Origin of the sequence: Streptomyces similanensis, assembly GCF_039543625.1 — a bacterium.
Classification (GTDB): domain Bacteria; phylum Actinomycetota; class Actinomycetes; order Streptomycetales; family Streptomycetaceae; genus Streptomyces; species Streptomyces similanensis.
Genome location: NZ_BAABKC010000105.1, coordinates 1 through 25,249 on the forward strand (window position 1 = coordinate 1; position 25,249 = coordinate 25,249).

General features: G+C 72.6%; 13 protein-coding genes and 1 tRNA gene. 11 read left to right on the forward strand and 3 right to left on the reverse strand.

What is annotated here, in order from left to right; all coding sequences use genetic code 11:
• Window positions 1–176: 176 nt before the first annotated feature.
• Entirely contained in the window at window positions 177–857 is a 681-nt protein-coding gene (locus ABEB07_RS30190; RefSeq protein WP_164584484.1) for a DegT/DnrJ/EryC1/StrS family aminotransferase, read from the forward strand.
• A 40-nt stretch (window positions 858–897) separates the two neighbouring features.
• A tRNA-Thr gene (locus tag ABEB07_RS30195) sits at window positions 898–970 on the forward strand.
• Window positions 971–1,049: 79 nt separating this feature from the next.
• Here ABEB07_RS30195 and ABEB07_RS30200 read toward each other — a convergent pair.
• Window positions 1,050–3,806 carry a SpoIIE family protein phosphatase gene (locus tag ABEB07_RS30200; protein ID WP_345671238.1) on the reverse strand — a complete coding sequence of 919 codons (2,757 nt, stop codon included), beginning with the start codon at window positions 3,804–3,806 and terminating at the stop codon, window positions 1,050–1,052.
• A gap of 396 nt (window positions 3,807–4,202) precedes the next feature.
• Here ABEB07_RS30200 and ABEB07_RS30205 point away from each other — a divergent pair, with 396 nt between their 5' ends.
• From ABEB07_RS30205 to ABEB07_RS30245, 9 genes are all read left to right on the forward strand, one after another.
• Window positions 4,203–9,785 (forward strand): HAMP domain-containing protein, encoded by a 5,583-nt coding sequence (locus ABEB07_RS30205; RefSeq protein ID WP_345671239.1) that lies wholly within the window; start codon window positions 4,203–4,205, stop codon window positions 9,783–9,785.
• Between the two features lie 321 nt (window positions 9,786–10,106).
• The gene (locus ABEB07_RS30210) at window positions 10,107–10,784 is read left to right on the forward strand and encodes a response regulator (protein ID WP_164586347.1); all 678 of its coding nucleotides are present in this window, start codon (window positions 10,107–10,109) and stop codon (window positions 10,782–10,784) included.
• A gap of 388 nt (window positions 10,785–11,172) precedes the next feature.
• On the forward strand, window positions 11,173–13,998 hold the full coding sequence (locus ABEB07_RS30215) for a DNA translocase FtsK (RefSeq protein ID WP_345671240.1): 2,826 nt from the start codon (window positions 11,173–11,175) through the stop codon (window positions 13,996–13,998).
• A gap of 299 nt (window positions 13,999–14,297) precedes the next feature.
• Window positions 14,298–15,137, forward strand: coding sequence for a RodZ domain-containing protein (locus ABEB07_RS30220; protein ID WP_164585841.1), 840 nt, complete (start codon window positions 14,298–14,300; stop codon window positions 15,135–15,137).
• Between the two features lie 102 nt (window positions 15,138–15,239).
• Window positions 15,240–16,712, forward strand: coding sequence for a 30S ribosomal protein S12 methylthiotransferase RimO (rimO, locus tag ABEB07_RS30225; protein WP_176150770.1), 1,473 nt, complete (start codon window positions 15,240–15,242; stop codon window positions 16,710–16,712).
• Entirely contained in the window at window positions 16,709–17,542 is an 834-nt protein-coding gene (pgsA, locus tag ABEB07_RS30230) for a CDP-diacylglycerol--glycerol-3-phosphate 3-phosphatidyltransferase (protein ID WP_345671243.1), read from the forward strand. The genes rimO and pgsA overlap by 4 nt, the downstream gene beginning before the upstream one ends.
• The gene (locus tag ABEB07_RS30235) at window positions 17,539–18,084 is read left to right on the forward strand and encodes a CinA family protein (protein ID WP_345671244.1); all 546 of its coding nucleotides are present in this window, start codon (window positions 17,539–17,541) and stop codon (window positions 18,082–18,084) included. Before pgsA ends, ABEB07_RS30235 begins: the two co-directional genes overlap by 4 nt.
• Window positions 18,085–18,193: 109 nt before the next feature.
• On the forward strand, window positions 18,194–18,568 hold the full coding sequence (locus ABEB07_RS30240; protein ID WP_019981938.1) for a helix-turn-helix domain-containing protein: 375 nt from the start codon (window positions 18,194–18,196) through the stop codon (window positions 18,566–18,568).
• A 372-nt stretch (window positions 18,569–18,940) separates the two neighbouring features.
• Window positions 18,941–19,294, forward strand: a complete 354-nt coding sequence (locus tag ABEB07_RS30245) for a hypothetical protein (protein WP_425589099.1) — start codon at window positions 18,941–18,943, stop codon at window positions 19,292–19,294.
• Here ABEB07_RS30245 and ABEB07_RS30250 read toward each other — a convergent pair.
• Together ABEB07_RS30250 and ABEB07_RS30255 are read right to left on the reverse strand one after the other, a co-directional pair.
• The gene (locus ABEB07_RS30250; protein WP_176150773.1) at window positions 19,273–20,118 is read right to left on the reverse strand and encodes an Fpg/Nei family DNA glycosylase; all 846 of its coding nucleotides are present in this window, start codon (window positions 20,116–20,118) and stop codon (window positions 19,273–19,275) included. The genes ABEB07_RS30245 and ABEB07_RS30250 overlap by 22 nt on opposite strands.
• A gap of 82 nt (window positions 20,119–20,200) precedes the next feature.
• Window positions 20,201–25,234, reverse strand: coding sequence for an ATP-dependent helicase (locus tag ABEB07_RS30255; RefSeq protein WP_345671245.1), 5,034 nt, complete (start codon window positions 25,232–25,234; stop codon window positions 20,201–20,203).
• Window positions 25,235–25,249: the final 15 nt, after the last annotated feature.

Here is a 25,249-nt window from a genome sequence, read left to right on the forward strand (position 1 = left end):
GCCTTACAGCGCCGATGGTACTGCAGGGGGGACCCTGTGGGAGAGTAGGACACCGCCGAACAAATTTTACAAAGGGTTGGACCCCGAACTTCGGTTCCGGGTCCAACCCTTTTTTGTTTCACGTCACTTGACGTTCACGTCGCGCTACGAACATCTGCGCCATGAGGACTGCTGCACTGCTCAGGGCTGCCGGCGTCGGCGCCGGTGACGAGGTCGTCGTACCCGCGTTCGGCAATGTGGAGGTCGCCGAGGCGGTGACGGCGGCCGGAGCGCAGCCGGTGTTCGCCGACATAGATCCGGTGACGTACTGCCTCGACGCCACCGCGGTCGACGCGGCCGTGACCGGGCGGACGGCGGCGGTCGTCGCCGTCCACCGCTTCGGGCGGTCCGCCGACGTCGGGCGGCTGCACGAGGTGGGGCGGCGGCACGGGCTGCTGGTGCTGGAGCACGGCGAGTCCGACGCGCCGCACGACGAGCTGGCGCGGCGCCGGGAGCGGGCCGCCTACCTGGACACCCGGCTGCGCGGCGTGCGCACGCCGGACGGCGGCGCCGGGCACAGCTATCAGCAGTACGTGGTGCGGGTGCCGGGCAACGGCCGGCCGGACCGGGACGCCTTCGCCCGGGCCGTACGGGCCAGGGGAGTCGACTGCCGGGTGCCGGTCAAGACGCCCGTGCACCGGCTGCCCGCGTTCCGCCGGTACCTGTCGCTGCCGGAGACCGAGCGGGCCGCCGAGGAGACGCTCGCGCTGCCGGTGGACGCCTCGCTGACCCGACGGGAGATGCACCGGATCGTCGCGGCGTGCAACGCGCTGGGCGGGCCGATCGTGGTTGGGAGCACGGCCGGATTCGGGGTATGATCTATTTCGTTGCCGCGGGGGAAACCCAAAAAGGCGACAGGCCCCTATAGCTCAGTCGGCAGAGCGTCTCCATGGTAAGGAGAAGGTCAACGGTTCGATTCCGTTTGGGGGCTCCGAACAGAAAGACCCCGCCCTTCCGGGCGGGGTCTTTTCGCGTTCCCCGGGGGCGGCTGCCGAAGCAGCCGCCCGGGCTCAGTCCCTCGGCAGCAGTTCCGGCACCCGCATCGCGAGAATCGCCATGTCGTCGGAGGGCGCGTCGGAGGCGAAGCGTTCCACCGCGCGCATGATGCGGGCCGCGACCGCGCCGGCCGTCAGACCCGTGCACGTGGTGAGGACGTCGGCGAGGCCGTCGTCGCCCAGCATGCGCGTGCCCTCCCGGCGCTCGGTGACGCCGTCCGTGACGCACAGCAGGACGTCGCCCGGGTCCAGCGTGACCGACTGCTCGTACAGCTCCAGGTCCTCCATGACGCCGAGGAGCGGCTGCGGTTCGGCGGCCGGTTCCACCGTGCCGTCCTGGCGCAGGCGCAGCGGCAGCGGATGGCCGGCGCAGACCACCTTCAGATGGGCGCTGCCGTCCTCCTGCGGCCACAGCTCGCCGTAGAGCAGGGTGAGGAAGCGGCTGCGGGCTCCCTCGTCCAGGATGGCGGAGTTGAGGCGCTCCAGGACGGCCGGGCCGCCGTAGCCCTCGCGGGCCAGCAGGCGCAGTGCGTGGCGGGCCAGGCCCGTGACGGCGGCGGCCTCCGGGCCGGTGCCGCAGACGTCGCCGATGGCGAAGCCGTACGCGCCGTCGCGGATGGGGAAGAGGTCGTAGAAGTCGCCGCCGACCTCGTTGCCCTCGCCGGCCGCGCGATAGATGACGTCGACCTCGACGCCGTCGATCTGCGGCAGGCCGGGCGGCAGCAGGCTGCGCTGGAGGGACTGGCTGATGGCCGTGCGCTCCGAGTACAGGCGGGCGTTGTCCAGGGCGAGGGCGGCGCGGCGGCTCAGGTCCTCGGCCAGTTCCAGGATCTCCTGGCGGAAGTGGTCGTCGGTGGGCTTGCCGAGGGTGAGCATGCCGATGACGCGGTTGCGGGCCACCAGGGGCAGGACGACCGTCTCGCCGCCCACCGCGGCGGCGGTGGCGAGGGTGGGTCCGATGGTGCTGCCGATGCGGTGGTGGGAGTCGCCGAGGCTGAGGCTGCGCATGGAGCTGCGCAGGGCGGCCTGGTGGGCGGCCTCGCCGGGGGCGGACCAGACGCGGGCGCCGGGGGTCGGCACCGGGTCGGGCGGGGCGATCTTCGACAGCAGGGACTTGATGCCGTCGATGAGTTCCTCGTCCTCGTGCAGGACATAGGAGAGGTAGGGGTCGGATGCCTGGTCGGCGATCGTGTAGACGGCGCACCAGGTGGCGAGGGTCGGGACCGTCATCTGCGCCATCAGGGCGAGGGTCTGGTCGCGGTCCAGGGTGCCGGCCAGCAGGTCGGAGGCCTCGACGAGGAAGCTGAGCGAGCCGCGGCGCAGCCGCTCCAGCTCGCCCAGGCGGGCGGACTCCACGGCCAGGGCGATCCGGTCGGCGGCGAACTGGAGGCGCAGCGCCTCCTCGTTGGAGTATCTGCCGGGGGCTTCGGCGGCGACGCCGAGGGAGCCGGTGAGCCGGCCCTCGACCTTGAGCGGGACGGTGACGACCGAGCGCATGCCGGTGCCGCCGAGCAGCGGGACGGCGGCGGGAGTGGCGGTGAGGTCGTCGTGGACGGCGGGCATGCGGGCCGAGCCGTAGCGGCCGGGGCCGGCCTCGACGGGGACGCGGGCGAAGCGCTGGCGGGCGGAGGGCAGGCCGGTGGAGGCGCGGACCTCCAGCTCGGTCTCGTCGTCGGTGGCCAGCAGCAGGAAGGCGGCGTCGCCGTCGAGCATGTCGCGGGCGCGTTCCACGGTGCGCTGGAGGAGGCCGTCGAGGTCGTCGGGGGCCGGAGAGCCGATGAAGACCTCGAACGGGTCGGTGTTCGAGCCGTCGCCCGCGGCGCCGGTGTCGCCGTTGGGGACCCGCAACGGGGTCTGGAGGACGGCGCGTTCGTGGTCGCGCACGAGCAGGCAGACGGTCGACGGCTCGCCGCCGGTGTCGCGGACGCGCAGATGGGAGGCGTAGACGGGGATGACGCGGCCGTGGGCGCCGCGGATGCCGTAGCTGCCCTCCCAGCGGGAGAGCCGGAGCGCCTCGGCGATGCCGGTGCCGGTGCCGGGGGTGTGCGGCCAGGCGGCGAGGTCGGTGAGCGGTTTTCCGGTGACCAGTTCGGGGGCGTAGCCGAAGAGTTCCTCGGCGTCCTCGTTCCAGGCGGTGATGGTGCCGCCGCGGTCGATCTGGACCACGGCGACGCGGACCCGGCCGTCGGCCAGCGGGAGGAGCTCGGCGGGCAGCACGGGGCCGGCGGCGCGGGTGCCGACCGGGCGTGCGGGCAGGTCGAGGCGGAACCAGACCATCTTGTGGGTGGGGGTGTACTCCACGCCCCAGCGGCCGGCCAGGGCGGCGCACAGTTGCAGGCCGCGGCCGCCTTCGCGGTCGGGGCTGCCCATGTCGACGGCGGCGCCCTGGAGGGGGATCTCGCGTTCGGGGTAGCGGTCGCTGACCTCGATGCGCACCCCTTCGTCACTGCGCAGGCACAGGACGTCGGCGGCGGTGCCGGCGTGGACGACGGCGTTGGTGACCAGTTCGCTGGTGAGCACCACGGCGTCGTCGACGATGTCACCGAAGCCCCAGCCCTGGAGGGTGTCGCGGACGAAGGAGCGGGCGGTGGCGACGGATCGTCCCAGCGGCTCGAAACTGGCGGCCGCGCGCGCGGTGATCACTGAACTCCTCGTCCGGTCGTCGACTGGCGGTTCCTCGGGGCCGAGCGGCTCGCCGCGCTGCTCCGGCAGCTGCGGGCCCCGCGGCCGCGGCTCCGGGGGCTGTTCCCCGGGGATCACTCCGGTGGTCATTGTGTGCGGCCGCCCTCCGATGCCCGCTCGTTTCCGTGCCACCGCCCAGGCCGGTCGGGACCGGCGCGGCTGGACAGCCGCATGCAAGGTTACTTACCTTCGCCGCCCGTGCGGATGCCGGTCTTCGGTGATTTCGCCCGGAGGGTGTGCGGACGGTGTGCGAAGCTGCCGAACTGTTATGGCCTGGTTCGGCGGGAGTGAAACACTGGGCAGGCTCATGGTGTCGGCGCGGTCGGGCGGGGTGCGCTCTCCGCTTGCGGGGAAGCGGCTCTTTCGTGTGGCCTGGTCGCATCGGGCAGACGTACGCGGCGGTAACTGATACGCCGATCAGTAGGTACTACCAACGGTGGTGCCGTCAGCACAGCAGCAATGGTCGACCCCTGCGGGAGGGACACAGTGGAGTCTGGCGCAGCGACGCGGGGCACTAAGACGCGCGCGAAAGGCGGACCGTCCGGCTCGTCCCTGACCAGTCGGCGCGCACCGCGCGGCGGCACCACCGCGGTGGACACGGCCGCCCTGAACCGGTTGCTGGCCGCGCTGGTGGGGATGCGGGACGGGAACTTCCGCAAGCGGCTCACGGTGGCCGGAGACGGCGTGATGTCGGAGATCGCCGCCGTCTTCAACGAGGTCGCCGACCGCAACCTGCACCTGACGGGCGAGCTGTCCCGGGTGCGGCGCGTGGTGGGGCGTGAGGGAAAGCTCACGGAGCGGCTGGAGACGGGCGCCTGCGAGGGTTCCTGGGCGGCGGCGATCGAGAACTCCAACGCGCTCGTGGACGACCTCGTACGGCCCGTCTCCGAGGTGGGGCGGGTGCTGTCGGCGGTCGCCGAGGGCGATCTCTCGCCGCGCATGGAGCTGCGCACGCAGGCCGCCGAGGGGGCGGGGCATCCGCTGCGGGGCGAGTTCCTGAAGGTCGGGCGGACGGTCAACAACCTGGTCGACCAGTTGTCGACGTTCACCGACGAGGTCACCCGGGTGGCCAGTGAGGTGGGCACCGAGGGGAAGCTCGGCGGCCAGGCGCGGGTGCGGGGCCTGTCGGGCTCCTGGAAGGACCTGACGGACTCCGTCAACACGATGGCGTCGCGGCTGACCGCCCAGGTGCGGGACATCGCGCTGGTGACGACGGCGGTGGCCAAGGGCGATCTGTCGCGCAAGGTGACCGTGCACGTCGCCGGCGAGATGCTGGAGCTGAAGAACACCGTCAACACGATGGTCGACCAGCTCTCCGCGTTCTCCTCGGAGGTGACGCGGGTCGCCCGCGAGGTCGGCACGGACGGCATCCTGGGCGGTCAGGCGCACGTGCCGGGGGTGGACGGGACCTGGAAGGAACTCACCGACTCGGTGAACCTGATGGCCGGCAACCTGACGGCCCAGGTGCGCGGCATCGCCCAGGTGACCACGGCGGTCGCCAACGGCGATCTGTCGCAGAAGGTGACCGTCCCGGCGCGCGGCGAGGTCGCGCGGCTGGCCGAGACGATCAACCAGATGACCGAGACGCTGCGGATCTTCGCGGACGAGGTCACGCGCGTGGCCAACGAGGTGGGCGCGGAGGGCCGGCTCGGCGGGCAGGCGAACGTGCCCGGTGTGGCCGGGACGTGGAAGGACCTCACCGACTCCGTCAACACGGTGTTCCGCAACCTCACCACCCAGGTGCGCGACATCGCGGCGGTGACGACCGCCGTGGCCAGCGGCGACCTCTCCCAGAAGGTCACGGTCGACGTGGCCGGGGAGATGCTGGAGCTGAAGAACACCGTCAACGGCATGGTGGACCAGCTGTCCGCGTTCGGCGCCGAGGTGACCCGGGTGGCGCGGGAGATCGGCGTCGAGGGCGAGCTGGGCGGGCAGGCGCAGGTGCCGGGCGCGGCGGGCACGTGGAAGGACCTGACGGACTCCGTCAACACCGCGTTCCGCAACCTCACCGGTCAGGTGCGCAACATCGCCCAGGTGACGACGGCGGTCGCCAACGGCGACCTGTCGCAGAAGGTCACCGTGGACGTGTCCGGCGAGATGCTCCAGCTGAAGAACACCGTGAACACGATGGTGGACCAGTTGTCGTCGTTCGCCGACCAGGTGACCCGGATGGCGCGGGACGTGGGCACCGAGGGCCGGCTCGGCGGCCAGGCCCGCGTGGACGGCGTGTCGGGCACCTGGAAGGAGCTGACCGACTCCGTCAACTCCATGGCGTCCAACCTCACCGGTCAGGTGCGCAACATCGCCCAGGTGACGACGGCCGTGGCCCGCGGCGACCTGTCGCAGAAGATCGACGTGGACGCGCGCGGCGAGATCCTGGAGCTGAAGAACACCATCAACACGATGGTCGACCAGCTCTCCGCCTTCGCCGACCAGGTCACCAAGGTCGCCCGCGAGGTGGGCACCGAAGGGCGGCTCGGCGGCCAGGCGCAGGTGCCGGGCGTGGCCGGGGTGTGGCGCGACCTGACCGACTCGGTGAACGGCATGGCCGGCAACCTCACCTCGCAGGTGCGCAACATCGCGCAGGTGGCCACCGCCGTGGCGCGCGGCGATCTCTCCCAGAAGATCACCGTGGACGCGCGCGGGGAGATCCAGGAGCTGAAGAACACCCTCAACACGATGGTGGACCAGCTCTCCTCGTTCGCCCAGGAGGTCACGCGGGTGGCCCGCGAGGTGGGCACCGAGGGCATCCTGGGCGGTCAGGCCGAGGTGCAGGGAGTGGCCGGCACCTGGAAGGACCTCACCCAGTCCGTGAACTTCATGGCGAACAACCTGACCATCCAGGTCCGCAACATCGCCGAGGTCACCACCGCCGTCGCCAAGGGCGACCTGTCGAAGAAGATCACCGTCGACGCCAAGGGCGAGATCCTGGAGCTGGTCACCACCGTCAACACGATGGTCGACCAGTTGTCCTCGTTCGCCGAGCAGGTGACGCGGGTGGCGCGCGAGGTGGGCACGGAGGGCATCCTCGGCGGCCAGGCGCACGTGCCGGGTGTGGTCGGCATCTGGAAGGACCTCAGCGACAACGTCAACCTGATGGCCAACAACCTGACCATGCAGGTGCGCAACATCTCCCAGGTGGCGGCCGCCGTCGCCAACGGCGACCTGACGCGGACGGTGACGATCGAGGCGCGCGGCGAGGTCGCGCAGCTCGCCGACACCTTCAACACGATGGTCAAGACGCTGAGTTCGTTCGCCGACCAGGTCACCAAGGTGGCCCGTGAGGTGGGCACGGACGGCATCCTGGGCGGGCAGGCGTACGTGCCCGGTGTGGCCGGCACCTGGAAGGACCTCACCGAGTCGGTGAACCAGATGGCGTCCAACCTGACCGGTCAGGTGCGCAACATCGCCATGGTCACCACTGCCATCGCCAAGGGCGATCTGACCAAGAAGATCGACATCGACGCGCGCGGGGAGATCCTGGAGCTGAAGACGACCATCAATACGATGGTCGACCAGCTGTCGTCGTTCGCCGAGGAGGTCACCCGGGTCGCCCGCGAGGTGGGCACCGAGGGGCAGCTCGGCGGTCAGGCGCGGGTGCGGGACGTCGACGGCACCTGGCGCGACCTGACCGAGTCGGTGAACGAGATGGCCGGGAACCTGACCCGGCAGGTGCGGGCCATCGCGCGGGTGGCGACCGCGGTGACCCGCGGCGACCTCAACCTGAAGATCGACGTGGACGCCTCGGGCGAGATCCAGGAGCTCCAGGACTACATCAACAAGATGATCGCCAACCTGCGCGACACCACGATCGCCAACAAGGAGCAGGACTGGCTCAAGGGCAATCTGGCCCGGATCTCGGCGCTGATGCAGGGCCGCCGGGACCTCCAGGACGTGGCCTCGCTGATCATGAGCGAGCTGACGCCGGTGGTCTCCGCTCAGCACGGCGCGTTCTTCGTCGCCATGCCGCCGGCCGACGGCAGCGATCTCGGCGGCGACCCGGACAGCGCCTACGAGCTGCGCATGCTGGGCTCCTACGGCTACTCGATGGGCTCCATGCCGACGTCGTTCCGGCCGGGTGAGGCGCTGATCGGGACGGCCGCCCAGGAGAGGCGCGCGATCCTCGTCAAGGACGCGCCCAACGGCTACCTGAAGATCTCCTCGGGGCTCGGCGAGGCGCCGCCGGCGCAGGTGATCGTGCTGCCCGTGCTGTTCGAGGGGAAGGTGCTCGGCGTCATCGAGCTGGCCTCGTTCACGCCGTTCACACAGATCCAGAAGGACTTCCTGAACCAGATCGCGGAGATGATCGCGACCAGCGTCAACACCATCTCCGTCAACACCAAGACCGAGCAACTGCTCAAGCAGTCCCAGGAGCTGACCGAGCAACTTCGGCTGCGGTCGGAGGAGCTGGAGCAACGGCAGAAGGCGCTCCAGGCGTCCAACGCCGAACTGGAGGACAAGGCCGAGCTGCTGGCCCAGCAGAACCGGGACATCGAGGCGAAGAACTCCGAGATCGAGGAGGCGCGGCAGGTCCTGGAGGAGCGCGCCGAACAGCTCGCGGTCTCCATGCGCTATCGCAGCGAGTTCCTGGCCAACATGTCGCACGAGCTGCGTACGCCGCTGAACTCGCTGCTGATCCTGGCCAAGTTGCTCGCCGACAACGCCGAGGGGAACCTCTCCCCGAAGCAGGTGGAGTTCGCGGAGACCATCCACGGCGCCGGTTCCGACCTGCTCCAGCTGATCAACGACATCCTGGACCTGTCGAAGGTCGAGGCGGGCAAGATGGACGTCTCCCCGACGCGCATCGCGCTGGTCCAGCTGATCGACTACGTGGAGGCCACCTTCCGGCCGCTGACCGCGGAGAAGGGCCTGGACCTGTCGGTGCGGGTCTCCCCGGAGCTGCCCGCCACGCTGCACACCGACGAGCAGCGGCTGCTCCAGGTGCTGCGCAACCTGCTGTCCAACGCGGTGAAGTTCACCGACTCCGGGTCGGTGGAGCTGGTGATCCGGCCCGCGCGCGACGAGGTTCCGCAGGCGATCCGGGAGCAGTTGCTGGAGGCCGGGTCGCTCACCGACCCGGAGGCGGACATGATCGCCTTCTCCGTCACCGACACCGGCATCGGCATCGCGGCCAGCAAGATGCGGGTGATCTTCGAGGCGTTCAAGCAGGCGGACGGCACCACCAGCCGCAAGTACGGCGGTACGGGTCTCGGGCTGTCCATCTCCCGTGAGATCGCCCAGCTGCTGGGCGGCGAGATCCACGCGCAGAGCGAGCCGGGCCGCGGGTCCACGTTCACGCTGTACCTGCCGCTGCACCCGGGCGACCTGCCGCCGCACGGCTACCAGCAGCCCGCCTCCGCGCTCGACGCCGACGAGCTGGTCGCCGCCGCCGAGCCGCACCTGTCCGAACTGCCCGGCCTGTCGGAGCTGTCGGAGCTGTCGGCCGCCGAGGTCGAGACGCCGGCCGAGGTGAAGTCGTACCAGGAGACGCAGAACGGCGCGGCCGCGCTGTTCCGGCGCCGCCGCAAGGCGCTGCCCGCCGCAGGTCCCGCCGCCGGCGAGCAGCGCGGCGGCCGGCGGCAGGACCGGCCGCAGGAGGAGCGGCAGCCGGTGCGGGAGCCGCGGCCGGCGGGCGGCGCGGCGGCGGCAGCGGAGGCCGAGGCCGCCGCGCAGGCGCACCGGGACATCCGCTTCGGCGGCGAGAAGGTGCTCATCGTCGACGACGACATCCGCAACGTGTTCGCGCTGACCAGCGTCCTGGAGCAGCACGGCCTGTCGGTGCTGTACGCCGAGAACGGCCGCGAGGGCATCGAGGTGCTGGAGCAGCACGACGACGTGGCGGTCGTCCTGATGGACATCATGATGCCGGAGATGGACGGCTACGCGACGACGACGGCGATCCGCAGGATGCCGCAGTTCGCCGGGCTGCCGATCATCGCGCTGACCGCCAAGGCGATGAAGGGCGACCGGGAGAAGGCGCTCGGCTCGGGCGCCTCCGACTATGTGACCAAGCCGGTCGACCCCGACAGCCTGCTGGCTGTGATGGAGCAGTGGATGCGGGGGGAGTGACGCGAGCGACGGCCGGTGCGGCGCGAGTGACGGGAGCGCGGTGGCGGGAACTTCCGGGACGTGAGCGGAGTTGTCGATTCCGGGCGGCCGAAGCCGTGTAGAAGTGCGGGAATCGGGGAACCTTCTGGTCTCGCGCCCCGTTTCCGTTACGTGCACAGTGACATCGCGGTGACAGGGTGTGGCGACGGGCGGGGTGCGGCTACGATGACCGGCACAAGGACGGACGGCTCACGGGAGTCGTCCACTGGGGCGGCGCCCGGCGGCGTCTCCCCGGTTCCTGCGGACAGGGGCGGCCCCAAGCCGGGGCGAGGAGGGCGGGCCATGGTGCAGAAGGCCAAGATCCTCCTGGTCGATGACCGGCCGGAGAATCTGCTGGCGCTGGAGGCCATCCTCTCCGCGCTCGATCAGACGCTGGTGCGGGCATCGTCCGGGGAGGAAGCGCTCAAAGCGCTGCTCACGGACGACTTCGCGGTCATTCTGCTGGACGTCCAGATGCCGGGCATGGACGGTTTCGAGACAGCCGCGCACATCAAGAGGCGGGAGCGGACCCGGGACATCCCGATCATCTTCCTCACCGCGATCAACCACGGCCCGCACCACACCTTCCGCGGATACGCGGCGGGCGCGGTCGACTACATCTCCAAGCCGTTCGACCCCTGGGTGCTGCGCGCCAAGGTGTCGGTCTTCGTGGATCTGTACATGAAGAACTGCCAGCTGAAGGAGCAGGCCGCCCTGCTCCGCCTCCAGCTGGAGGGCGGCGGCAAGGAGAACGGCGACGGCAAGGAGTCCGCCGGCCTGCTCGCCGAGCTGTCCGCGCGGCTGGCCGCCGTGGAGGAACAGGCCGAGGCGCTGTCCAAGCAACTGGACGACGAGTCCGCGGACGCGGCGGCCGTCGCCACGGCGGCCCACCTCGAACGGAAGCTGACCGGCCTGCGCCGCGCCCTCGACGCGCTGGAGCCCGGGACGGGCAGCGGAGCCCCGCTGCCCTCGCAGGGCTGAGACCCGCCTGCCGCGCCGGACCGCCGTCTTCCGATGGGACCCGGCCGGGCTCGGCGGGACCGCCGGCCGGGCACGGGTCCGGAGGCGTCAGGACAGGGTGTTCCGGGTCGAGTTCGAGGCCGGGACGCCTTGACTCCCAGAGGGGGCGAACCGTTTGGGCCGAGGAGGCCACCGGGCCGGACGGCCCGGGCTCGATTGGCCGCTACGGTCGCGATGGTGAATTGGCGTCAGCTTTGCGCCACCCCCGAGGCGACACCAACGCGTCAGCTTTGCGCCACCCCCGAGGCGACACCAACGCGTCAGCTTCGCGCCACTCCCGAGGCGACACGAACGGGTGAAGGCGGGCGCACACGCGTCCGGCGTCGTCTCCACCGGTAATCTCACACCTATGGCCTCACGTCCCTCCGCAGCCAAGAAGCAGCCCGCCAGGAAGGCGGCCGCTCCCAACAAGGCTCCGGCGAAGAAGGCCGCCGCGAAAAGGCCCCCCGCGAAGAAGGCGCCGGCCAGGAAGCCGCCCGCCAAGAAGGTCGCGGCCCGGCCGGCGCCCCGGCCCGCGCCGAGTCCGACCGGGGGCGTGTACCGGGTGGTGCGCGCCCTGTGGCTGGGGCTCGCGCACGCCGTCGGCGCCGTGTTCCGGGGACTCGGGCAGGGCGCCCGGAACCTCGACCCCGCGCACCGCAAGGACGGCGTCGCCCTGCTGCTGCTCGCCGTCGCCCTGATCGTCGCCGCCGGCACCTGGGCCGATCTGCGCGGACCGGTCGGCGACCTGGTCGAGATCCTGGTGACCGGGGCCTTCGGACGGCTGGACCTGCTCGCGCCGATCCTGGTCGGGATCGTCGCCGTACGCCTGATCCGGCACCCGGAGAAGCCCGAGGCCAACGGACGCATCGTCATCGGCCTGTCCGCGCTGGTCCTCGGCGTGCTCGGACAGGTGCACGTCGCCTGCGGCGCGCCGGCCCGCAGCGACGGCATGCAGGCGATAAGGGACGCCGGCGGCCTCATCGGCTGGGGAGCGGCCACCCCGCTGACGTACATGATGGGCGAGATGCTGGCGGTGCCGCTGCTGGTGCTGCTCACCGTGTTCGGCCTGCTGGTGGTCACCGCCACGCCGGTCAACGCCATCCCGCAGCGGCTGCGACTGCTCGGGGTGAAGCTCGGCCTGCTGCCGGACCCGGAGGACGACGAGTTCGGCGAGTACACCGAGTACACCGAGGACGACGCCCGCTACGACGAACAGTGGCGCGAGGCGCTGCCCGCGCGGCCCCGCAGGCGGCAGGCCGCGCCCCAGGAGCACGACCCCGACGGCGCCGAGGCGGAGGCGCCGGCCAGACGCCGCGGCCGGCCCCGCCGCTCCGCCGTGCCGCAGCCCGACATGGACCAGCGGCTGGACGCCGTGGACGTCGCCGCCGCTGCCGCCGCCGCGCTCGACGGCGCCGTCGTGCACGGCATGCCGCCCTCGCCGGTCGTCGCGGACCTCACCCAGGGCGTCACCACGGGCGCCGACCGCGCGGACACCGCGACCCCGGCCCCCACGCCGGCCCCGGCCCGGACGCCGGCTTCCACACCCGTGCCCGCCGCGCGCCCCGAGCAGGACGTCCCGGTGGCGAGGACCAAAGCGGCGCCGGCCCCCCGCCCCGCGCGGGAGGAGCCGACCGCCGGCGTCCCCGACCTCACCAAGAGCCCGCCCACCGAGCCCCGCGACCTGCCCGCCCGCGCCGAACAGCTCCAGCTGTCCGGCGACATCACCTACTCCCTGCCCGTCCTCGACCTGCTGGAGCGGGGCGGCCCCGGCAAGGCGCGCAGCGCCGCCAACGACGCGATCGTCGAATCGCTGACCACCGTCTTCACCGAGTTCAAGGTCGACGCCCGGGTCACCGGCTTCACCCGCGGCCCGACGGTCACCCGCTACGAGGTCGAACTCGGGCCCGCCGTGAAGGTGGAGCGGATCACCGCGCTGACCAAGAACATCGCGTACGCCGTCGCCAGCCCCGACGTGCGGATCATCAGCCCGATCCCCGGCAAGTCCGCGGTCGGCATCGAGATCCCCAACACCGACCGGGAGATGGTCAACCTCGGCGACGTGCTGCGGCTGGCCGCGGCCGCCGAGGACGACCACCCGATGCTGGTGGCGCTCGGCAAGGACGTCGAGGGCGGCTACGTCATGGCCAACATCGCGAAGATGCCGCACATCCTGGTCGCCGGCGCCACCGGCTCCGGCAAGTCGTCCTGCATCAACTGCCTGATCACCTCGATCATGATGCGGGCCACCCCGGAGGACGTCCGGATGGTTCTCGTCGACCCCAAGCGGGTCGAGCTGACCGCGTACGAGGGCATCCCGCACCTGATCACGCCGATCATCACCAACCCCAAGCGGGCCGCCGAGGCGCTCCAGTGGGTGGTGCGCGAGATGGACCTCAGGTACGACGACCTCGCCGCGTACGGCTTCCGGCACATCGACGACTTCAACGCGGCCGTGCGCAGCGGCAAGGCGAAGTCGCCCGAGGGCAGCGAGCGCGAGCTCCAGCCCTACCCGTACCTGCTGGTCATCGTCGACGAGCTGGCCGACCTGATGATGGTGGCGCCGCGCGACGTCGAGGACGCCATCGTGCGCATCACCCAGCTCGCCCGCGCCGCCGGCATCCACCTGGTGCTCGCCACGCAGCGCCCCTCGGTCGACGTCGTCACCGGTCTGATCAAGGCGAACGTGCCCTCCCGGCTCGCCTTCGCCACCTCCTCCCTCGCCGACAGCCGCGTCATCCTCGACCAGCCCGGCGCCGAGAAACTGATCGGCAAGGGCGACGGGCTGTTCCTGCCGATGGGCGCGAGCAAGCCGACCCGGATGCAGGGCGCCTTCGTCACCGAGGACGAGGTCGCGGCCGTCGTACAGCACTGCAAGGACCAGATGGCGCCCGTCTTCCGGGACGACGTCACCGTCGGCAGCAAGCAGAAGAAGGAGATCGACGAGGACATCGGCGACGACCTCGACCTGCTGTGCCAGGCCGCCGAGCTGGTCGTCTCCACGCAGTTCGGATCCACCTCCATGCTCCAGCGCAAGCTGCGCGTCGGCTTCGCCAAGGCCGGGCGGCTCATGGACCTGATGGAGTCCCGGAACATCGTCGGCCCCAGCGAGGGCTCCAAGGCGCGTGACGTTCTCGTGAAACCGGACGACCTGGACGGTGTGCTGGCCCTGATTCGGGGAGAGTCCGAGGGGTAGGCGAGGGAGCAGCAGTCCCCTCGGCGGCACCGCCCGCCGCGGCCGTGCGGGCGGGTGTTTCGTGATCCACCCGTTAGCCGTCGGCGGGCAACCCTTTCCGCCGGCCGCACGTCCAGTTCAGCAAGAGGCCCGGTGTGGGTCCCACCAAGTCCCACCACGGGTTTCGCACCTGTCCCGCCATCGGATTGACCGGCCATTCCGATGGCGTACAAAGTCGTACCGCCGGGTCGCTCCACCCTTTGGCACACCCCTAGACTGAATGTCCAGCACAGGCGGCAACACGCTCGAAAGGCGCCCCCGTGTCCATCGGCAACTCCCCTGAAGACGAGCGTCCGTTCGAAGACGTTTCCGAGGAAGCCCGCCCCTCCATCGGCCGTGTCCTGAAGGACGCGCGGCTCGCCGCCGGCCTGACCGTCGACGAGATCAGCGCCGCCACCCGCGTCCGCATCGCCATCGTGCACGCCATCGAGGCCGACGACTTCGCCCCGTGCGGCGGCGACGTCTACGCCCGCGGACACATCGCGACCCTGGCCCGCGCCGTCCACCTCGACCCCGCCCCGCTGCTCGCCCAGTACGCCGCCGAGCACGGCGGCCGCCCCGCCCCCACCCCGGCCGCCCCGCTCTTCGAGGCGGAACGCATCCGCCCCGAGCGGCGCGGCCCTAACTGGACCGCGGCCATGGTCGCCGCGATCGTGGTCGTCATCGGCTTCGTCGGCTTCACCGCCGTCAAGGGCGGCGGCGGCGACTCCGACAAGGCGCAGCTCGCCGAGGGCGCCACGACGAGCACCGGCGCCTCCGCCGCGCCGGCCCCCAAGAAGACCAAGCCCGCCGCGCCGAAGCCCGCCCCGTCCGACAGCGCCATCGCCGCCGCCCCCCAGGACAAGGTGACCGTCCAGGTCAGCGCGCCGAACGGGCGCAGCTGGATCTCCGCCAAGGACCACAACGGCCGGATGCTCTTCGACGGGCTGCTGAACAAGGGCGAGTCCAAGACCTTCCAGGACAACACCAAGATCAACCTGATCCTCGGCGACGCGGGCGCCATCGAGCTGTACGTCAACGGCAAGAAGATCGAGGACCAGTTCCAGTCCGGCGCAGTGGAACGCCTCACGTACACCAAGGGCGACCCGCAGGTCGGATAGCCCGTGGGCAGGCGGCCGCCCGGGCACGCGGACAAGGGGTTGGCCAAGATCGGCCAACCCCTTCGACGTGGGCCGTCGCGGAGACGAAGTAGTCTTGAGCCCATGCCTGAACGCCGTACCGTCGCACTCGTCACTCTCGGCTGCGCCCGTAACGAGGTGGACTCGGAGGAGCTCGCAGGCCGTTTGGAGGCGGACGGCTGGCAGCTCGTGGAGGACGCCGCGGAAGCGGACGTCGCCGTGGTCAACACCTGTGGCTTCGTGGAAGCCGCCAAGAAGGACTCCGTCGACGCCCTCCTGGAGGCCAACGACCTCAAGGACCACGGCAGAACGCAGGCCGTCGTCGCCGTGGGCTGCATGGCCGAGCGCTACGGCAAGGAGCTGGCCGAGGCCCTGCCCGAGGCCGACGGCGTGCTCGGCTTCGACGACTACGCCGACATCTCCGACCGCCTCCAGACCATCCTGAGCGGCGGCATCCACGCCGCGCACACCCCGCGCGACCGCCGCAAGCTGCTGCCGATCAGCCCGGCCGAGCGCCAGGAGGCGGGCACCGCCGTCGCCCTGCCCGGACACGGCCCCGCCGACCTGCCCGAAGGCGTCGCCCCCGCCTCCGGACCGCGCGCCCCGCTGCGCCGCCGCCTGGACGGCGCCCCGGTCGCCTCCGTCAAGCTCGCCTCCGGCTGCGACCGGCGCTGCTCGTTCTGCGCCATCCCGTCCTTCCGCGGCTCCTTCATCTCCCGCCGCCCCAGCGACGTGCTGAACGAGACCCGCTGGCTGGCCGAGCAGGGCGTCAAGGAGGTCATGCTCGTCTCCGAGAACAACACCTCCTACGGCAAGGACCTCGGCGACATCCGCCTGCTGGAGTCCCTGCTGCCCGAGCTGGCCGAGGTCGACGGCATCGAGCGGGTGCGGGTCAGCTACCTCCAGCCGGCCGAGATGCGCCCCGGCCTCATCGACGTGCTGACCTCCACCCCGAAGGTCGCCCCCTACTTCGACCTCTCCTTCCAGCACTCCGCGCCCGGCGTGCTGCGCGCCATGCGCCGCTTCGGCGACACCGACCGCTTCCTGGAGCTGCTCGACACCATCCGGAGCAAGGCGCCCCAGGCCGGCGTGCGCTCCAACTTCATCGTCGGCTTCCCCGGCGAGTCCGAGGCCGACCTCGCCGAGCTGGAGCGCTTCCTGACCGGCGCCCGGCTCGACGCCATCGGCGTCTTCGGCTACTCCGACGAGGAGGGCACCGAGGCCGCGACGTACGAGAACAAGCTGGACCAGGACGTCGTCGACGAGCGGCTGGCGCACATCTCGCGGCTGGCCGAGGAACTCGTCTCGCAGCGCGCCGAGGAGCGCCTGGGCGAGACGGTGCGGGTGCTCGTGGAGTCCGTGGACGCAGAGGAGGGCGTCTTCGGCCGGGGCGAGCACCAGGCCCCGGAGACGGACGGCCAGGTGCGGCTCACCGACGCCGAGGGACTGGCCGTGGGCCGTATCGTCGAGGCGAAGGTGGTCGGTACGGAAGGTGTCGACCTAGTGGCCGAGCCGCTGACGGGCGCGTTCGCGTGGAGTGAGGAGACGGGCAGATGACCGGAGTCCCGGCATCCGCGGCGGGCGGTCCCTCCGGCGCGCAGGGGGCGGCCGCCGGCCGCGCCGACGCGCACGGGGCAGCCGGCGCCCTGGGATCCTCCGGGGCCCTCGGCGCCGCCCGTCTCGGTTCCGGTGACCGCGGCGCCTCCGGTCCCGCCCCCCGCCCGGCCGGCTCCGGCGCGCCCGAGCAGGACGGCGGCCGGGCCCCGCTCGGCGAGAAGATCACGGCCGCCGCCGTGAACCAGGCCAGCGTCTGGAACGTCGCCAACCTGCTGACCATGCTGCGGCTGCTCCTCGTGCCCGGCTTCGTCGCGCTGATGCTGGCCGACGGCGGATACGACCCGGCCTGGCGCTCGTTCGCCTGGGCCGCCTTCGCCGTCGCCATGATCACCGACCTGTTCGACGGCCATCTGGCCCGGACCTACGACCTCGTCACCGACTTCGGGAAGATCGCCGACCCGATCGCCGACAAGGCGATCATGGGCGCGGCGCTGATCTGTCTGTCCAGCCTCGGCGATCTGCCCTGGTGGGTGACCGGCGTGATCCTCGGCCGGGAACTCGGGATCACCCTGCTGCGTTTCCTGGTCATCCGCTACGGCGTCATCCCGGCCAGCCGCGGCGGCAAGCTCAAGACGCTCACCCAGGGCGTCGCCGTCGGGATGTACGTGCTGGCGCTGACGGGCTGGCTGGCCACCCTGAGGTTCTGGGTGATGGGCGCGGCCGTCGTGCTGACCGTGGTGACGGGCCTCGACTACGTACGGCAGGCCATCGTGCTGCGGCGGCGGGGAATCGCCGAGCGCCGCGCGGCGTTGGAGGAGACGCGAGGGTGAGTTCGCCGGCCGCGGAAGTGGTGCGACTACTCACGGTGAGGGGCGAGACGGTCGCCGTCGCCGAGTCGCTGACCGGTGGACTGGTGGCGGCAGAGATCACCTCGGTGCCCGGCGCCTCCCGGGTCTTCCGGGGATCCGTCACCGCCTACGCCACGGAGCTCAAGCACCGGCTGCTCGGCGTGGACGCCACTCTGCTGGCCCAGCGCGGTGCGGTGGATGCGCAGGTCGCGGCCCAGATGGCGGCCGGAGTGCGGACGGCGCTCGGCGCCGACTGGGGCATCGCGACCACGGGAGTGGCGGGCCCCGACCCCCAGGACGGACAGCCCGTCGGGACGGTGTTCGTGGCCGTGACCGGGCCCCCGCAGGCCGGTTCCGACGCCTCGCGCGACGGGAAAACAGCCGCGCTGCGGTTGAACGGCGGCCGGACGGAAATTCGTATGGAGAGTGTACGGAGCGTACTCGCACTGCTTCTGGAGCGGATCGCGGGCGAACACACCGGGAATGAGCGGGCACAGGATACGGAACGGAACGGGGGGTTTTGATGTTTGCAGCCCTGAGTGAACACGACATCGCTCCCCGCACGGCCGCAGCGCGAGGCGGTACGGTGGGGCGTGAAGGATGCGGCTACGCGGTCCGAGGAGGGAGCCACCGATGATTCTGCTCCGTCGCCTGCTGGGTGACGTGCTGCGTCGGCAGCGCCAACGCCAGGGCCGTACTCTGCGCGAAGTCTCCTCGTCCGCCCGAGTCTCGCTCGGCTATCTCTCCGAGGTGGAGCGGGGGCAGAAGGAGGCTTCCTCCGAGCTGCTCTCCGCGATCTGCGACGCGCTGGACGTACGGATGTCCGAGCTCATGCGGGAAGTGAGCGACGAGCTCGCCCTCGCCGAGCTGGCCCAGTCCGCTGCGGCCACCGAGAGCGTGCCCACGCCGGTTCGCCCGATGCTGGGTTCCGTGTCGGTGACCGGTGTGCCACCGGAACGGGTGACCATCAAGGCGCCCGCGGAGGCGGTGGACGTGGTCGCGGCGTGACCTGTCACGCGCGCGTGTACTGACGCACACGTGCACGGGAGCTCTGACGCTCGCGTGCACTGACGCATACGTGCAGGAGGCCCCGGCCGGGGCCCTCCGGGGAAACACCGGGGCCGGCCGGGGTCTTCGTGCGTGCGGGGGCGGGGCGTGGCGGCCGGGGGTTTCGTGTGCGCCGGTGCGGGGGCCGGGGTTCTGGTGTGGTGCGGGGGTCGTCCGTCGCGTTTGCCGGTGGGGTGCGGTGCGGTGATGGTGGAGGCCGGGCCGCGGTGCGGTCGACCGGCGCCGATGAGTGAGCCGAGCGCCCCCCGTGCACCCCGGTGCGCCCTGCTGTCTGCGGGGACGGCGTTCTAGCGTCGGGCTGGAGGTGGGTGCGTGCGTGCGACGGCTGGGCCGGCGGTGCGCCGGGGCACCGCCCTGGCGCTCGGCGCGGTGTGGTGGTGGGCGGTGCTGCGGCTGATGCTCTCCGGCGACGCGGGAGTGCTGGAGGGGGCGATCACGGCGGGCGGCTGGGGGCTGAGCCTGCTGCCCGTGCACTGTGTGCCCAAGGGCGCGGGGAGGGCCGGCGGCGCCACGACGGTCGCGGGGGAGGCCGGCTGGGTGGCGGACGGGGCGGTCGTCGGTGAGGCGGGCGAGGCCGGGGGAGCGGCGGACGGGGCGGTCGCCGACGGGGCGGCGGAGGGGGCGGCCGCGGGGCCCGGTCGGCGTCAGCCGCCCGTGCGGCGGTAGCGGTCCCGCCACCTCTGCGGCGAGCCCGGCGGCGGCGTGGGACCCGCCTGGCAGTTGGGGCACCAGTAGGTGGGGCGTTCCTGGCTGCCGTCGCCCTGGTCGGCCACCCGGACCGAGGTGCCGCAGCGCAGGCAGGGACGCGGCGCGCGGCCGTAGACGAACAGGTCCTGGCCGCGCAGGCCGGTGGTGCGGCGCACCACCCGCTCCCGGTTGGCCTCCAGCAGCTTCTTGGCGAGGACGGGCAGCTTGGCGGCGCGGTCGGCGGGCAGGGCGCCGGCCGGGAGCCACGGGGTCACCCCGAGGAGGAAGCAGATCTCGCTCTTGTAGACGTTGCCGACGCCGGCCAGATTGCGCTGGTCGAGCAGGGCCTCGCCGAGCTGCCGGGCGGGGTCGGCGAGGAGATTGGCCAGGGCCAGCTCGGGATCCCAGTCGGGGCCGAGGAGGTCGGGGCCGAGGTGGCTGACGGTGCGCTCCTCGTCGCTGGTGCGCATCAGCTCCAGCACGGGGAGGCGGTAGCCGACGGCCGCGCGTCCGGCGGTGGCCAGGACGATGCGGATCTGGTGGGCGGGGCCGCCCTTCCAGCGCTCGCCGTCGCCGTACACCTTCCAGGCGCCCTCCATCCGCAGGTGCGTGTGCAGGGTCAGGCCGCCCTCGACACGGGTGAGCAGGTGTTTGCCGCGGGAGACGGTGTTCAGCACGGTACGGCCGGACAGGTCGACCGTCGCGTACTGGGGCACCCGGAAGTCGCTGCGGGTCAGCACCTTGCCGGCCAGCGCCTCGTGCAGCCGCCGCGCGGCCTGCCAGACCGTGTCACCTTCGGGCATGGCTCAAGGGTGACACGCGCCGGCCCACCGCCGCGTCGGCCGCGCTGTCGAGCAGGTGCGCGTCTCCTTCGGTCCCGTCCGCTCACGCGCGCAGGCGCAGTCCGCGCGGGGTGGCGACGAAGCCGGCTCCTTCCAGCAGGGTGCCGATGGGCGAGGTCAGCGCCGGGGCGCCGTTGACGCGCTCGACGGTGACCGTGCCCAGGGAGCCCGCGCGGGCGGCTTCGGCCAGGGCCTCGGCGGCGGCTCTCAGGCGCGGGTCGTCGGGGGCCGCGCCGTCCGGATCGGCGGCCCAGGCCAGCAGCGTCTTCCCGCCGCGCTCCATGTAGAGCGTCAGCTCGCCGTCCACGAGCACCACCAGGGAGCCCGCCTTGCGGCCCGGTTTGTGCCCGGCGTCGGTCGGCGGCTCGGGCCAGGGCAGGGCCGCTCCGTAGGCGTTCGCCGGGTCGGCGGCGGCGAGGACGACCGCGCGGGAGTCGCCGCCGCCGCGTCCCCGTCGGCCCCCGGGGCCGGAGGCGTGCGCAGGCGCCGGCCCGCGGCCTCTCGGACCGCCGTAACCGGGGGTGTCGTAGCCGGGGGCGCCGAAGTTCCGGGGCGCGCCGCGGCCGCCCGGCGCGGTCCGGTCGGTGTCGAGCCAGTCGACGTCGCCGCCGAGGTCCGCGCCCGCCCCGAATCCGTCCGGCAGCCCGAAGCCGTCGGCTCCGCGGGCGGGTGCGGATCTGCCGGAGGGCCCGAAGTCGTTGGACGCTTCGAAGTCTTCGTTCCCATCGAGTGCGACGGACGAGTCGAACCCGGTGGGCGGTGAGGTGGCGGGCAGCGCGCCGAAGCCGTCGGGCGAGCCGCCACGCCCGAACTCCGTGCCGGACAGGCCCTCGCCGCGCTCACGGGCGTTGGCCACCGCGCGCAGGCGGTCGACCGCGCCGTCCATCGCGAACTGGGCCGCGCCCAGTCCCTCCACCACGTAGCCGCGCCGGGCCTGGCCGCTCTCCTCGAAGACGGACAGCACCCGGTACACCGCCGAGAAGCCGCCTTCCACGCCCTCGGCCGCCACGGCTCCCCGCGTCACCACGCCGTGCCGGTCCAGGAGGGAGCGGGCCAGGGCGTGGGCGCGCACGGTGGTGTCCATGTCGCGGCCGGGCAGCAGGGACCAGCGGCCCCCGACGGTCGGCGGGCCGGTACGGGAGGCGGTGCGGGCGGCCGCGGTCAGCGAGCCGTAACGCCCGCGCGGCACGGCGCGCTTGGCGCGGTGCGCCGTCGCGCCGGCGGTGCGGCCCGAGCCCAGCAGGGCGCGCATCGGGGCCAGCGTGTCGTTGGTGAGCCGCCCCGACCAGGCCAGGTCCCAGATCGCGTCCGCCAGTTGCGGGTCCGTAGCCTCCGGGTGGGTGGTCGCGCGGACCTGGTCGGCGATCTGCCGGAAGAACAGGCCGTACCCGCCCGACAGGGCGTCCAGCACCGACTGGTGCAGTGCCGTCAGCTCCAGCGGGTGCGGCGGCGGCAGCAGCAGGGGGGCCGTGTCGGCGAGGTAGAGGGAGACCCAGCCGTCCTTGCCGGGCAGTGCCCCCGCCCCCGCCCACACCACCTCGCCGGCCGCGGTGAGTTCGTCGAGCATCGACGGCGTGTAGTGCGCCACGCGGGAGGGCAGGACCAGCTTCTCCAGCGCGGAGGCGGGCACCGACGCGCCCTGCAACTGCTCGACGGCGCGCACCAGTCCGTCCACGCCCCGCAGACCGTGCCCCCTGCCGATGTGCTGCCACTGCGGCAGGAACTGCGCCAGCGCGGCCGGCGGCACCGGCTCCAGTTCGTGCCGCAGCGCGGCCAGCGACCGCCGTCGCAGCCGACGCAGGACCGCCGCGTCGCACCACTCCTGGCCGATGCCCGCCGGATGGAACTCGCCCTGGACGACCCGGCCCGCCCCGGCGAGCCGGTGCAGCGCTCCGTCGGTGACCGCGACGCCCAGACCGAAGCGGGTCGCGGCCGTGGCCGAGGTGAACGGGCCGTGCGTACGGGCGTGGCGGGCGAGGAGATCGCCCAGCGGGTCCTTCACCGGTTCGGTGAACGCCTCTGGGACGCCGACCGGCAGCGCCGTGCCGAGCGCGTCGCGCAGCCGGCCCGCGTCCTCGATCGCCGCCCAGTGGTCGGTACCGGCGATCCGGACCCGGATGGCCCGGCGCGCCCCGGCCAGCTCCGGTGCCCAGCCGGGCTCCGCGCCCCGCGCGGCCAGCTCCGCGTCGGTGAGCGGGCCCAGCACCCGCAGGACGTCCGCGACGCCCTCGACGTCCTTGATCCGGCGGTCCTCGGTGAGCCACTGGAGCTCCTGCTCCAGTTCGGCCAGCACCTCCGCGTCCAGCAGTTCGCGCAGCTCCGCCTGGCCCAGCAGTTCGGCCAGCAGCCGGGAGTCCAGGGAGAGCGCGGCGGCGCGGCGTTCGGCGAGCGGGGAGTCGCCCTCGTACAGGAACTGGGCGACGTAGCCGAACAGCAGGGAGCGCGCGAAGGGAGACGGCTCCGGGGTGGTCACCTCGACCAGGCGGACCCTGCGGGACTCGATGTCGCCCATCAGCTCGACCAGCCCGGGCACGTCGAAGACGTCCTGGAGGCATTCGCGGATCGCCTCCAGCACGATCGGGAACGAGCCGAACTCACTGGCCACCTGGAGCAGCTGGGCCGCGCGCTGGCGCTGCTGCCACAGCGGGGTGCGCTTGCCGGGGTTGCGGCGGGGCAGCAGCAGGGCGCGGGCGGCGCACTCGCGGAAGCGGGCGGCGAACAGGGCCGAGCCGCCGACCTGATCGGTGACGACCTGGTCGACCTCGCCCTTGTCGAAGGCGACGTCCGCCGCCCCGACGGGCGCCTGCTCCGCGTCGTACGCCGTGCCGGCCCGCGCCGGCTCCTGGTCGAGGAGGTCAAGGCCCATCAGGTCGGCGTCCGGCAGCCGCAGCACGATGCCGTCGTCGGCGTGCATGACCTGCGCGTCCATGCCGTACCGCTCGGACAGCCGGGCGCCGAGCGCCAGCGCCCACGGGGCGTGCACCTGGGCGCCGAAGGGCGAGTGGACGACCACCCGCCAGTCGCCCAGCTCGTCGCGGAACCGCTCCACGACGATCGTCCGGTCGTCGGGCACATGGCCGCAGGCCTCGCGCTGCTCGGCCAGGTAGGACAGGACGTTGTCGGCGGCCCACGCGTCCAGGCCCGCCGTCAGCAACCGCAGCCGGGCGTCCTCCTGGGACAGGGAGCCGACCTCGCGCAGGAACGCGCCCACCGCGCGGCCCAGTTCCAGCGGGCGGCCCAGCTGGTCGCCCTTCCAGAACGGCAGCCTTCCCGGCACGCCGGGGGCGGGCGAGACCAGGACCCGGTCGCGGGTGATGTCCTCGATGCGCCAGGAGCTGGTGCCCAGCGTGAAGACGTCGCCGACCCGGGACTCGTAGACCATCTCCTCGTCCAGCTCGCCGACCCGGCCGCCGCCCTTCTTCGGGTCGGAACCGGCGAGGAAGACGCCGAACAGGCCGCGGTCGGGGATCGTGCCGCCGGAGGTGACGGCGAGGCGCTGCGCGCCGGGCCGCCCCGTCACCGTGCCCGCCACGCGGTCCCACACCACGCGCGGGCGCAGCTCGGCGAACGCGTCGGACGGATAGCGCCCGGCGAGCATGTCGAGCACGGCCGTGAACGCCGACTCGGGCAGCGACGCGAACGGCGCCGCCCGGCGGACCATGGCGAGCAGGTCGTCGACCTGCCAGGTGTCCAGCGCCGTCATCGCGACGAGCTGCTGGGCCAGGACGTCCAGGGGGTTGGCGGGCACCCTCAGCGACTCGATGGCGCCGGTGCGCATCCGCTCGGTGACCACCGCCGCCTGCACCAGGTCGCCGCGGTACTTCGGGAAGACGACGCCGGTGGAGACCGCGCCGACCTGGTGCCCGGCGCGGCCCACCCGTTGCAGGCCGGAGGCCACGGACGGCGGCGACTCCACCTGGACGACGAGATCGACGGCGCCCATGTCGATGCCCAGCTCCAGACTGGAGGTGGCCACCACCGCCGGGAGGCGGCCCGCCTTCAGGTCCTCCTCGACCAGGGCGCGCTGCTCCTTGGAGACCGAGCCGTGGTGCGCGCGTGCGATGACGGCGGGCGCGCCGTGCGCCGCGCCCGAGCCGCCCATCAGCTCGGCCGGGGAGTGGTGCTCGTCCAGGGGCTCGCCGGTGGCCCGCTCGTAGGCGATCTCGTTGAGCCGGTTGCACAGGCGCTCGGCCAGACGGCGCGAGTTGGCGAACACGATGGTGGAGCGGTGCGCCTGGACGAGGTCGGTGATCCGCTCCTCGACGTGCGGCCAGATCGAGGGCCGTTCCGCGTTGTCGCCGCCGTCGGCCGCCGGGGAGCCGCCCAGCTCGCCCAGGTCCTCCACCGGGACGACGACCGACAGGTCGAACTCCTTGCCGGACTCCGGCTGGACGATCTCCACCTTGCGGCGCGGCGAGAGATAGCGGGCGATCTCGTCCACCGGGCGGACGGTCGCGGACAGGCCGATGCGGCGGGCCGGCCTGGGCAGCAGCTCGTCCAGGCGCTCCAGGGACAGCGCCAGGTGCGCGCCGCGCTTGGTGCCCGCGACCGCGTGGACCTCGTCCAGGATCACCGTCTCGATGCCGGTCAGCGCGTCGCGCGCGGCGGACGTCAGCATCAGGAACAGCGACTCGGGGGTGGTGATCAGGATGTCGGGCGGGCGCGTGGACAGCGCGCGCCGCTCGGCGGCCGGGGTGTCGCCCGAGCGGATGCCGACCTTCACCTCCGGCTCGGGCAGCCCGAGGCGGACCGATTCCTGGCGGATGCCGGTGAGCGGGCTGCGCAGATTGCGCTCCACGTCGACGGCGAGGGCCTTGAGCGGCGAGACGTACAGCACCCGGCAGCGCTTCTTCGGGTCGGCCGGGGGAGGCGTGGAGGCGAGCTGGTCGAGGGCCGCGAGGAAGGCGGCCAGCGTCTTGCCCGAACCGGTCGGGGCGACCACCAGCACGTCCGAGCCCTCGCCGATCGCCCGCCACGCCCCCGCCTGGGCCGCGGTGGGCGCGGAGAAGGCCCCCGTGAACCAGCCGCGGGTCGCGGGGGAGAAGCCGCCGAGGGCGGGGTGCGGATCGCCTGCCATGCGTTCCATCCTGCA